Below are 12,193 nucleotides of genomic sequence, written 5' to 3'. Positions count from 1 at the left end.
ACAAATATGGGTCTCAGAAAAATGATACGAAAACGGTGGATCATCATGGTCGTCGCTGCCCTGTACGGGGTGGCGGCAGGCCATGCTCAATATACGGCAGGTATAAAAGGCCTGATTACATTGAAAGAAAAGCATCCCGTTAATATTCAACTATTGGAGATGCGACCTCAGGATGCAACGGGAGAACCTCTTTCGCTGGTTTTGGAGGTAGGTGAAGACATGACATTCGGAAAAGAATTTCATTTGGAACGTCCGGGCTTCTTCTACTTGATTACGCAAGTAGGTGAGCACGGCGATAAATACATTAGCCAGCATATCTGTTACATCTGTCCGGGGCATACGCTCGAATTGAATTATAGCGAAACCGACGAGTATTCGTTTGTTCCCGAAACAGACCGGATGACAGATTCGGCAAATAAATTGCTATTTGAAAGCGATTTGTTCTATCATCGGTTGAGCCGTACAGCTTGGGAGAATCCACCTAAAGATGTGGAATCGTGCCAAACCATTTTAAGGCAATGGCAAACATATTATACCGAAAGTTTGCAGAAGTGTACAGTTAACAACGCCGAAGTCAAAGCCTTTGCAAAGATACAGGCCTACGAACGCTATCTCTCGTTACTCTACCGGCTTCCTCTGATCGAGGAACAAAGTAATACAGGGAGAATGAACGTCCCCGAAACGTATTATACCCTTCCGTTCGATGCGTCGGAATTCTTTGACGACGAACGTGCGATGCTTTTTGCTTCGTCCGTCTCGCATTTACGAAATTATCTAAACACGCTCAACGGATTCCACCCTTATGCTCGGCTGACGCTTGAGCAGATCGAACAGAATGTGAAGTTGCTGAGAAAAAACGTATCTAACCGTGCGATGAGCGATAAAACCTTAGAATCCATGTTGGAGATTTATCTCTCCGGTTATCGGATGCGTGAAAGTTATGAAACTGATAAGGCTTACTTCGGAAAGCTGGCAGATCACCTTTCGAGTAAAGAGCAACGCGATCGACTGTGTACGCGATTCGACTACTTGAGATACACGGCCGTCGGAGCCTCTGCACCCGATGCCACGCTAAAGAATGAACAGGGACAAAGCGTTACCTTGAAGCAATTTAAAGGACGCTATGTGTATATCGACCTGTGGGCTTCATGGTGTATCCCCTGCCGCAAAGAAATACCCTCCCTCCAAAAATTAGAGAAAGAATACGAAGGGAAAAATATTGCGTTTGTCAGCATCTCGCTCGATAAAAAAAGCAGCACTTGGAAAAATACGCTCGAAACCTTGCAGATGCACGGTCATCAGCTTTTCGGCGGCGAATCGACGCTGACCGAACAACTCAATGTGACTTCCATCCCTCACTTCCTTCTTTACGATCCTGACGGGAAATTACTCTTATATAAAGCACCTGTACCAAGCTCAGAGCAGATCAGACCTCTGCTTGACAAACTGTTAAGCCAATAGCGCACAAACGACAGAAAAGACTATGCGATAGTTATTTGTTAAAATCGACGGAAGTTCAAAAACTTCTCTTTATCGATATGGACGGGAGGATAGGAATCAGTACGAAAGCCTTATACCTCCCGTCTTTTTTATAGACCGCATACGGATTAGCACGGTTTGTTATGTTCAACAGCGAAAATTGCCATGTCAGCCCGCCGTGTTTCAATTTCCTTTCGACCGTGTAATTGATATCGGCCCTGAAATAGTTTTTCAGCCGGATATTCGGGTAGTGAGGAACGTGATGAACTTCAAAAAGATCCCCATTCGTTTCAATATATCCGTTCGGGAACGTAGGTAAGCCCATGCCCGGATAAGATATTTCGGGAACATAATACGGATATCCGCTTTTAAACTGCATTTGCAGAGAGAGCGTATGAGTATTCTTGGACTTCTTGCGTACCACGTATCCGGCAAAAGCCGATAAGTCGTGAGGCGCATCGTATTTAAACGGATACGAACGGCTGCCGAAGGTGCGTTGCGATCGAGACAACGTATACGACATCCATCCGGTAAATGCCCCTCGGCCATATTCGGCCATAAACTCTACCCCCATCGAAGAGCCTTTTCCTTGTGTATAATCCGAATGAGAGTCCAGATAATATTCCAGATCTCTGATCAGCAGAAGATTCCGCATGCTCTTATAATAAGCCTCAACCGACAGTGTCAGGTGCTCGTTCGTGTAATTTTTCCAGCCGACGGATATCTGGTCGGATTGCGGCAAAATGTTTTCGCGAAATGGCACCCAGTAATCCGTTTTTGCATTGTAATCGATCTCATTAATCGTATGTACGGGCTGATACATCCGGTCGTAAGCCAGCATCAGTTTATGCTTCTCGCCGATAAACGTGTTTACTTTCAACCTCGGCTCCCAAGCAAACCGGCTGATGTTTTCGCTGCGGTACAACGAGGCGCGAAGCCCTGCGCTGAAAAGCCATTTCCGGTACTTGAACTCATCGTACACGTAGGCCGATATCTTGAAACGTGTCAGATGATCGCTATGATATACGGACTTGTGTTTATTGAGGGATTTATATACGTAATCCGGCATATATTGTTGATATGCCCCTTCCCATCCGTAAAAAAGCGTATGATGGTCAGCGTTCTCATGCTTTAACAAGAACCTTGCCCCCAGTTCGTTCATACGCGAAGCATGTTCGTTTTTCATCGCCTGTTTCGACTCCGGAGACTCTTGTTTATTCCTGTAATAGTTGAAGGGTATTGTTAAATTTATATAGTACTATTATCTTTGCTGAAAAAAAAACTATGGATTGTCCAAGATGTGGAAGCATAAATCATCGTAAAGATGGCATTGTCGGTGGTCGTCAGCGCCATTATTGTAAAGATTGTCATTATCGTTATACTGTTCAACAGAAATCTAATACAAAATCAGCTGCTACTCGTAGATTAGCTTTGGAGATGTACTTGGAGGGCTTAGGTTTTAGAGCAATCGGACGCATATTGAAAATAAGTCATACAATTGTTTACTATTGGGTAAAAGAATGGGGTGAAAGGGTGGCTTTACCACAAAAAGAGGAACCTGTTTCAGTTGTTGAATTAGATGAGATGCACACATATATAGGTTCAAAAAAAACACTGTTGGGTATGGATTGCTGTTGATCGATTTGGAAAACGATTTATCTCTTTTGTCTGTGGGGACAGAAGCACAGATACAGGGATGAAGCTTTGGAAGAAGATAAAAAACATTCCTGCATCTGTGTATTATTCTGACTATTGGAAGAGCTATAAGGAATTTCTTCCTAATGTAAAACACATTCAAACGAAGGCAGAAACTTATACGGTCGAAGGTTATAATAGCAGAATAAGGCATTATTTAGCAAGGCTCAAACGAAAAGGGAAGTGTTATAGTAAGGCAAAACATATGATAGAAAAATCCCTAAAATTACTTTTTCTAAAACTAAACAACGAACTGGCTATATATGTTTAACAATACCAAAAACAGAACTATAGTTACCAACAGTCTTAATATAACGTAATAATGTATAGACTCAATTATCCCCTTATGTTGTATTTGATACAGTATTATTATTCTTAAATAAATATAAAAAGCAGTCAATCACCGTCACATTTACTCCTCTTTTGCATCATGCTTATGAAACCGTATCTCAATGGATTGTGTTAAATATTCTAATTCTCTTGCTTGGAATACGGAAAAAACTGTATGTTTGTCTTCAAAGAAAAAAGTGTTTTATTTCGAACAAAGATAGGCAAACATTAAACTTTAGCGGTAATATCAGGTCTAACCATAAAATAATGACAGGCATATATAAACTAAAAATAGAGGAGAAACGAAAATGAAAACAATGAAATTAACTTCCATTATGGTAATGCTTACATTAGCATTCGGTGCAATGGCACAGGAAGAGTTTTACGATGATGTGTATTTCTCTTCCGGAAAGACAAAGAAAAAGGAGAAAGCGAGTCGTCAGAACACGTCTTCGGCCTATGGTTCTTCCGATTCAAGAACAACCGCAAGGCAAACTTCGATCACAGAGATGGATGTAGACGCATATAATCGCCGATACAACGAAAGAACGGACGAAGCATACGACGATATGGCAGACGATACGATCCAAGTGAAAGAGCGTCGTTCGGATAATGAATATTCGGAACGGATCGTCCGTTACCATTCGCCCAGCAAAATTACCGTTGCCGGGGCGGATAATGTGGAACTGAATCTGAGCGACGGCTATTATTCCTACGGATACGACACCGACTATTCAGACGGAGAGTCCAATGTGAGTATCAATATAAACATCGGCAACGGATGGGATAGCTGGTATTCGTGGTATGATCCGTGGTCATACTACTCGCCATATTCGTGGCGATGGAGACGCCCTTATTGGGGCTGGAGCTTCGGCTGGGGCTGGGGCGGTTTTTATACCGGCTGGTACGACCCGTGGTATGATCCATGGTACGGAGGGTATTACGGTGGCTGCTGGAGCTGCTATCACTATCCTTACTATCCATATTACAGAGACAGCTATTACAGCTGGGGATCGAGTTATGGGCACGGTCGGATGACAGGAGGCAGCAACCGCTCAACCAGTTACCGTACTTCTTCATCCTCACACGACGGAATCGCCTCATCACGTTCCTCGTCATACGGAGACAGATACTCTTCCGACCGAAGTTCATCGATGCGCAGCAGCGATCGGTCGGGCCGAAATTCAAGCTCACTGAGCCGTTCCGGGCGTTCGGATGATGCGTATGCAGGCAGCAGTCGGTCGGGCAGTTACGGCAGCAGCCGTTCTTCAGGCAGCAGCCGGTCGGGTTATGACCCGTATTCGGGCAGTTCAAGCCGTAGCAGCAGTATACGTACGACACGTACGACACGCGGTTCCGATTCTTACTCGGGCGACAGAGGCTCGAGCATGCGCGGCAACTCCGGTGGAAGTTATTCGGGGAGTAGCCGTTCCGGCAGCTTCGGGAGCAGTCGTTCGTCGGATGGAGGCTATTCGGGTGGCAGCAGTCGTTCGAGCAGTTATAGCGGCGGTAGCAGCACACGCTCGAGTGGAAGCTACAGCAGCGGCGGTGGCTTTGGCGGAAGCAGCAGTCGTTCGAGTGGCGGCAGCTATGGCGGTGGCGGCGGTGGAAGCAGCAGCAACCGTTCGGGATCGGGCGGTGGCCGTCGATAAAACAACGCTTTGCAGAGAAAAAGAGAAAACAGCATAACATGGAACGCATTAAGGGTGCATTTTGCACCCTTAATCGATTTACTTAAAAACAGACAAATAAAATTATGATGGCTAAAGGTTTGTATATAGGCATATTATTTTTAAGCAGCGGATGGCTGTTTGCACAGAGTGAGATGGACGCGTATCGCTTTTCGCAGACCGAATTAAACGGAACAGCACGGTCGATGAGCATGGGCGGAGCATTCGGAGCTTTGGGCGGAGACATGTCCGCCATGTCTCATAATCCCGCCGGGCTCGGTGTATATCGCAGTTCGGAAGTGCAGACCACCTTGAACCTGTCGATGGCCAATATGTCGTCGGACTGGACAGGGGTTAATCGATCACAAAACCGCACCCGATTCAATTTCGACAACTTGTCGTATGTCGGATATTTTCCGACAGGATATGATACGGGAATAAAAGGATGGAACTTCGGAATTTCGTACAACCGAGTAAAAAATTTCTACCGTACTTATCAGGCAGTCGGCAATCCGAAATATTCACTGGCTGACTATACGGCAGCTATGGCAACGAATGCATTTAATGATGGCGGAATTCCGGAAAGAGACTTGAAGGCCAATGATCCTTATCAGAATTCGAAACTAAGCGCTCACTGGCTGTCTATTCTGGGATACCAATCCGGTTTTTTCGGACTTAAATACAAAGACCAATGGAACGATGTGTATCATAGCGCTTTTGGCGAATATAACGGAAACGGCATCTGGAATCCTGCTTCACCGAAAGAAGCGATGATGAATATCCGGGAAAGCGGCTGGATCAGTGAGTATAATTTTTCGGCTTCACTAAATATTTCCGATTATGTCTTTTTAGGTGCCACCTTGGGACTTTCCGATATCAACTACCGATTACATTCGAAACATGATGAGGACTTCGGTGGGGGAGATTATTTGTTTATGGAAAACGCTTTGGAAACGAATGGAACAGGTTATTCGCTGAATACGGGAGTCATTGTTCGTCCGGCACAGGCTTTCCGCTTCGGTATCGCATACAATTCGCCCAAATGGTATAAAATGACGGATTTTGCATTTGGCCGAGGCGAGAGTTATATCAAGGCTTATACAGACAAGCCTAAAATGGAAGGAAAAACTCCTACCGGAACATTCCATTATTCGTACCGTTCGCCCGATCGATGGATTTTCAGCATGGCAGGAATTATCGGAACATCGGCGCTCATCAGTGTCGATTATGAACTGACGAATTACAAAGCGATGCGTTTGGGCAATGAAGATGCGACGGAATACTACGCCGATATTACAACGCAGGTAAAACGGGATTTCAAGATGGGACAGACGCTTAAAGTCGGTGCAGAATACAGGGTTACTCCTCAATTTGCGATACGTGGCGGTTATGTATGGCAGCCGTCTCCCATGCAAGAAACATTGACGCTGGGTAAACAGGAAGTCTTTACCGCCGGCACAGTAACCCACTATACGACGGCAGGGCAGACTGATTATTATACGGCAGGACTGGGCTACCGTTTCACACCGAACTTCTACATGGATTTGGCCTGCATCTACCGTACCCAAAAAGAAAATCTCTATCCGTTTTCCAGTGTTTTTATCGAAGACGCCAAACATCATATCAAGCCGGTGCATGCAGAGCCAGCCAAAGTAACGGCGAACACGACACGGATAGCCTTGACGCTCGGTTATAAGTTTTAATAAATAAGGAATTTGTCTAAAGAAGACTCTTTCGTCCTTAAGAATCCCCATTTTGTACAAAAAAACACGAAATGGGGATTTTTTTAAGATGAAAATTTGGTCACTTCTGTAATTCTTCTTTTCTTTGTTCCGTAAAAAAATAAAAAAGTATCATTTTAAAATTCAAATTGCCTATTGCATAGACATTACTCTGAAACCAATATTTAGGACGTAATGAAAAATTTAAAATCGATGGCCGACGAAGAGTTGGTCGTGATGTATGCAACAGGAAATAATGCAGCATTCGATATTTTGTTGAACCGTTACAAGAGTAGCGTACACGCGTACATCTATTATATTGTGCGTGATCGCGACTTGACGGAAGACATTTTTCAGGAGACATTTGTGAAAGTGATCATGACGATCAAACAGGGACGTTATACGGAAAACGGTAAGTTTAAAGCCTGGATCACTCGTATCGCGCACAATCTGATTATCGACCATTTCCGTCAGGAACGGAACGAAAATACGATCTCCAACGATGAGGTGGAGGTTGATCTGTTCAACGATATGCGTCTCTGCGAAAAGACGGTTGAAGATGCTATGGTGGAGACTCAGGTATTCTCCGATGTAAAAAAAATGGTGGAATATCTGCCGGACAACCAACGCGAAGTATTGGAGATGCGTTACTATCAAAATATGAGCTTCAAAGAAATCGCTGATCGTACGGGAGTAAGCATCAATACGGCGTTAGGACGGATGCGTTACGCGATTCTGAACATGCGTCGGATGGCGGAAGAAAACCGGATTGAGCTTTCGATCGCATAGCTTTTAGGAGCTTTCTACGTTTGCAAAAAATAAACGGACGGGAAACAATATTTTATCTTAGGCCTCGTTCTTCTTACAGTACAATAAAAAAGAAGAATGCCTATGAAAATGATTACACCGTATGTTGCAAACGAGAACCAGGGTATGAAAGTTAAGGGAATGAAGGCGGAAACTTCCGGGCCACGCCAGAATACATTGGAGTGGATACGCCAGTTCGCACGGGTTTATGCCTATGAACCCCGATTAGGAACGGACAACTTAGGTTCATTTATTGTGAATTGAGCATATCACTTGCTTTACAAAACACGGTCGGTTAGTATCGAAGTATATTAACCGACTGCGTAAATTCAAAATAGCGAATGCAACTATTAAGAGAATAGACAGGCATTGATTTTATCGGATAAAGGAAGTTAAATTTCACCTCTAAATTACAGCCGTCTGTGCTTCGAGCACGCGAATAGAACATCAATCAAGTCCAGAGGGCTTGATTTTTTTATTACACCGGCATAAAAAAATGAAGTTTTTTATGTAAGTTTGCAAAAAATAAGAGATATATCATGAGTCATAAGATTGCCCCCTCCTTATTGTCTGCCGATTTTCTGAACTTGCAGCGCGATATCGAAATGATTAACCGGAGCGAGGCCGACTGGCTTCATCTGGATGTGATGGACGGAGTGTTCGTCCCGAATATTTCGTTTGGTTTTTCTGTGTTGGATGCCCTGAAAGGAGTATGTACGAAGCCGATGGATGTGCACTTGATGATTGTGGAGCCCCAGAAGTTTATCCGCGAAGTGGCAGCGGCAGGCGCATACATGATGAATGTACACTATGAAGCTTGTACCCATCTGCACCGTACGATTCACGCGATCAAAGATGCCGGTATGAGAGCCGGTGTCACGCTGAATCCGCATACGCCAATCGGTTTGCTCGAAGATATTATTCAGGATGTGGATATGGTGTTGCTCATGTCGGTTAATCCCGGCTATGCCGCCCAGTCGTTCATTAAACATTCGGTGCTCAAGGTAGCCAAGCTCAAGCAGATGATTACAGCTCGAGGATTATCTACGCTCATCGAGGTCGATGGCGGGGTGAATAAGGAAACAGCCCGTCCGCTACTTGATGCCGGTGCCGATGTGCTGGTAGCAGGTAGTTACGTCTTCAAGTCTGCGGATCCGATTGAAACCATTCGTGAATTAAAGACTTTATAGTCTTACCAAACACTTCCCTTTTATGATAGAAGAGATACAGAGGCGACCTTTTGTGAGGCCGCTTTTCTTTTGGATCGCAGGAATATTGGCGGAGATTTGTTTTCCGCTCGAACGTTGGTCGTTCGTTTTATTGCTGCCGGTTATTCTCGTTGTATCTCTTTCCTTTTTTGCCAAACGAAGAAATGCCGAATATTTATATGACGCTCGCTGGTTAGGAGGTGTTCTGATTGCTTGCTGCTTTGTCTTTATGGCAATTCAAGCCACAGCCTTGGCCGAGCGCCGGTTATCAGAACCTCCCCCAACCTCCCGATTGCAAGAAGAAGCACAGAAAATACAGCTTCGGGTAGTTGAAAAATTAAACCGGCTACAACTGTCCGACAGCGAGAAAGCAGTCCTGTCAACGATTACGGTCAATTATCGGCGGACGATGACACGGGAGATACGTCATCGCTTTTCCGTTATAGGAGTAGCCCATTTACTTTCGGTCAGCGGGTTTCATGTTGGCATCGTATGCGGATTTTTAGTGTTCTGTTTTTCTTTTTTTCCCGATCGATCATTTTTCCGATGGCTTCGGTATATACTGATGGTAATCTTGATGTGGACATTTGCCGCGATATCGGGATTTTCTCCTCCGGCAGTACGGGCAACGCTGATGCTAACGATCTTCGTGACCGGACAGACTTTTATGCGTTCACCTGACAAGTATAACACGCTCGCAGCAGCTGCGTTGTTGATGCTGATTTACGATCCGTTCTACCTGTTCAATGCAGGTTTTCAGTTAAGCTTCACCGCCGTTTTCTTCATCCTGTATATTCAACCTCCTTTATACCGCCTGCTTGAAATCCGAAACCCGTTGATTGCCGTTCCTTGGGGAATATTAACGGTTACCGTTGCAGCTCAAATCGGTACACTTCCGCTTTGTTGCTATTACTTTGGGCAAACCTCGACCATTTTCCTGTTGGCCAACCTGTTTCTGTCACTCATCGCCACCCTGCTAATTCCTCTATGTCTGATCTGGATCCTGCTCCCCGTTTCCGTTCCGGGATCAACCATGCTGCAATCATGGGTCGAACAGTTGACGCATGGCATGATGTGGCTGGTAAACCGTTTCAGTCAGATACCGGGAGCTACATTTACACTTCGTTTTGATGAGATTACACTACTCGGAATCTATGGTATAATGTTTCTGTTCATTGGCTTTTTCCGTTCAAAGAGAAACAGCTTATTATTTGCCGCACTGTTTCTCCTTCTTCTGCTGTTATGCCGGCAGATTATCTGAGACCTCTGCAAAACTATTTCCATTTTTTATATTGTCATTTCCCTCTTTCTTCGTATCTTTACTCCATGAAGAAGCTCTCCCATACTCAACTTGGTTTTGCCGACCAAATCGTTGTCCGGCGCAAAGTAAAAAAAGTAAAAGATGTGTTCTTTGCCCAAATCAATCAACTCATCGATTGGAAGCCCATCCCCGGCTTGATCGACAGGGCTATACCAAAATTACACTTTCCACTTATTCGAGGAAAAGATTATTGCCGAAATAACACAAGAAGAATCATTCCATGATCAGATAAAAAACTCAATCGGGGCAGGATTATCAAGATTGAGTTCCCGCAACAGCAATGGGTTGAGTTCGGCTTTGCTGACAAGCGGTAATTTCCGGAAAGAAAAATGAAACGGAATGACTGCCAAGGTTGTTGATCAACTCCGGCAATATGATTTAGCCGGGAGGGCTGAAGCCTCAACAAGCCGGAAAAGGGATCATTTATTTTTGAGAGGATTGTTGTCTCACCAAGATTCGAACTTGGACAAACAGAACCAAAACCTGTTGTGCTACCATTACACCATGAGACAAACGAAACATTCGGTAAAAACGTTGCAAAAGTATACGAAATCTCTCGTATTTGCAACTTTTTGCCCGAAAAACTATTTTGCGATCAGCAAAAAGTAATTCTTCTTGCCGCGCTGCACGAGTAAGTATTTTCCGTTCAGCAACGCACCGGCATCGATCGTCGCATCAAATTCGTTCAGTTTCTCTTTGTTGATGCTTACGCCACCGTTCTGCACCATCTTGCGCATCTCGCCTTTTGAAGGGAATACGGCGGCTTTCTCGGTGCAGAGATCAACGGCTTTGATGCCGGCAGCCAGCTCGTCGCGCGAAATTTCAAACTGCGGTACGCCTTCAAACACGGAGAGCAGCGTTGCCTCATCGATCTTTTTAAGCGTCTCGGAAGTGGCTTGACCGAACAAAATATGAGAGGCTTCGACAGCCATTTCGTAGTCCTCGGCCGAATGTACCATGGTAGTGATCTCCTGTGCCAGACGTTTCTGTAAGGAACGCAGATGAGGAGCGGCCGCCTGTTCCTGTTCGAGTGCGCCGATTTCTTCGCGGCTCAGCGCCGTGAAAATCTTGATGTATTTGGCAGCATCGGCATCGCTTACGTTGAGCCAGAACTGATAGAATTTATACGGCGAAGTGTAATTCGGTGCCAGCCATACGTTGCCCGTCTCCGTCTTGCCGAACTTCCCGCCGTCGGCCTTCGTGATGAGCGGACACGTAAGCGCATAGGCCTCTCCGTTCAGCTCGCGACGGATCAACTCGGTGCCCGTCGTGATATTGCCCCACTGATCGCTTCCTCCCATCTGAAGTTTGCAGTTCTCGTGCTGATAGAGATACATAAAATCGTAGCCCTGCAAGAGTTGGTAGGAAAACTCGGTGAACGACATCCCCACATTCGAATCGGCACTCAGGCGTTTCTTGACCGAATCTTTGGCCATCATATAGTTGACCGTGATATGCTTGCCGATGTCGCGGATAAAGTTCAGGAACGTATAGTCCTTCATCCAGTCATAATTGTTCACGAGCTTGGCCGCATTCGGAGCGTCGGAATCGAAATCGAGGAATTTAGCCAACTGTTTTTGGATACATTCCTGATTGTGCCGGAGCGTATCCTCGTCGAGCAGGTTCCGTTCGGCCGATTTCATCGAGGGGTCGCCGATCATGCCCGTCGCACCGCCCACCAGCGCAATCGGACGATGTCCCGCACGCTGGAAATGCCGAAGCATCATTACACCGACCAGATGTCCGATATGCAGCGAATCGGCTGTCGGGTCTATTCCTACATACGCGGACGTCATCCCCTGCCGCAAACATTCTTCCGTTCCGGGCATCATGTCATGCACCATACCCCGCCATTTCAGTTCTTCAATAAAATCCATCGTTTTATAGCTATTGTGTATTTTTAGTCGTGCAAATTTAGATAAAATCCTCGAGATTTTACACCGGGCAGATAAAAACACAAGG

10 protein-coding genes and 1 tRNA gene are annotated in these 12,193 nt (G+C 45.2%); 8 read left to right on the top strand and 3 right to left on the bottom strand.

Going from position 1 to position 12,193, the window contains the following annotated elements:
- The first annotated feature begins 21 nt into the window (after window positions 1-21).
- Complete coding sequence (locus tag ACTTKA_RS09345) at window positions 22-1,461, top strand: TlpA family protein disulfide reductase (RefSeq protein ID WP_442724815.1); 1,440 nt, start codon at window positions 22-24, stop codon at window positions 1,459-1,461.
- A 55-nt stretch (window positions 1,462-1,516) separates the two neighbouring features.
- Here the strand turns inward: ACTTKA_RS09345 and ACTTKA_RS09340 are convergent, their stop codons facing one another.
- The gene (locus ACTTKA_RS09340) at window positions 1,517-2,665 is read right to left on the bottom strand and encodes a TonB-dependent receptor plug domain-containing protein (RefSeq protein ID WP_442724814.1); all 1,149 of its coding nucleotides are present in this window, start codon (window positions 2,663-2,665) and stop codon (window positions 1,517-1,519) included.
- A gap of 98 nt (window positions 2,666-2,763) precedes the next feature.
- On the opposite strand from ACTTKA_RS09340, the gene ACTTKA_RS09335 reads away from it, so the two are divergent.
- The 7 genes from ACTTKA_RS09335 to ACTTKA_RS09305 all read left to right on the top strand — a co-directional run bounded on the left by ACTTKA_RS09335 (window position 2,764) and on the right by ACTTKA_RS09305 (window position 10,455).
- A protein-coding gene (locus ACTTKA_RS09335) for an IS1 family transposase (protein ID WP_442724813.1) occupies window positions 2,764-3,445 on the top strand; the annotation gives its coding sequence in 2 pieces (ribosomal slippage) (window positions 2,764-3,092 and window positions 3,091-3,445; 684 coding nt in all).
- A gap of 367 nt (window positions 3,446-3,812) precedes the next feature.
- A complete protein-coding gene (locus ACTTKA_RS09330) occupies window positions 3,813-5,156 on the top strand; it encodes a hypothetical protein (protein WP_442714780.1) in 1,344 nt (447 codons plus the stop codon).
- Between the two features lie 104 nt (window positions 5,157-5,260).
- Window positions 5,261-6,877 carry an OmpP1/FadL family transporter gene (locus tag ACTTKA_RS09325; protein ID WP_442724812.1) on the top strand — a complete coding sequence of 539 codons (1,617 nt, stop codon included), beginning with the start codon at window positions 5,261-5,263 and terminating at the stop codon, window positions 6,875-6,877.
- 213 nt (window positions 6,878-7,090) lie between these two features.
- Window positions 7,091-7,684 carry an RNA polymerase sigma factor gene (locus ACTTKA_RS09320; RefSeq protein ID WP_442714782.1) on the top strand — a complete coding sequence of 198 codons (594 nt, stop codon included), beginning with the start codon at window positions 7,091-7,093 and terminating at the stop codon, window positions 7,682-7,684.
- A 557-nt stretch (window positions 7,685-8,241) separates the two neighbouring features.
- Window positions 8,242-8,892, top strand: a complete 651-nt coding sequence (gene rpe / locus ACTTKA_RS09315) for a ribulose-phosphate 3-epimerase (protein WP_442714784.1) — start codon at window positions 8,242-8,244, stop codon at window positions 8,890-8,892.
- Between the two features lie 22 nt (window positions 8,893-8,914).
- Window positions 8,915-10,171 carry a ComEC/Rec2 family competence protein gene (locus tag ACTTKA_RS09310; RefSeq protein ID WP_442724811.1) on the top strand — a complete coding sequence of 419 codons (1,257 nt, stop codon included), beginning with the start codon at window positions 8,915-8,917 and terminating at the stop codon, window positions 10,169-10,171.
- Between the two features lie 65 nt (window positions 10,172-10,236).
- Window positions 10,237-10,455, top strand: a complete 219-nt coding sequence (locus ACTTKA_RS09305; protein WP_442714786.1) for a hypothetical protein — start codon at window positions 10,237-10,239, stop codon at window positions 10,453-10,455.
- A gap of 217 nt (window positions 10,456-10,672) precedes the next feature.
- Here ACTTKA_RS09305 and ACTTKA_RS09300 read toward each other — a convergent pair.
- Window positions 10,673-10,743: transfer RNA gene (locus ACTTKA_RS09300), tRNA-Gln, on the bottom strand.
- A 72-nt stretch (window positions 10,744-10,815) separates the two neighbouring features.
- Complete coding sequence (gene tyrS, locus ACTTKA_RS09295; protein ID WP_442724810.1) at window positions 10,816-12,108, bottom strand: tyrosine--tRNA ligase; 1,293 nt, start codon at window positions 12,106-12,108, stop codon at window positions 10,816-10,818.
- Between the last annotated feature and the right edge of the window lie 85 nt (window positions 12,109-12,193).

The organism is Tannerella sp. (genome assembly GCF_052170195.1).
In the GTDB taxonomy this organism is placed as follows: domain Bacteria; phylum Bacteroidota; class Bacteroidia; order Bacteroidales; family Tannerellaceae; genus Tannerella.
The sequence above is the reverse complement of the archived record's forward strand: the minus strand, read 5'-3'. Positions and strand labels throughout refer to the sequence as shown.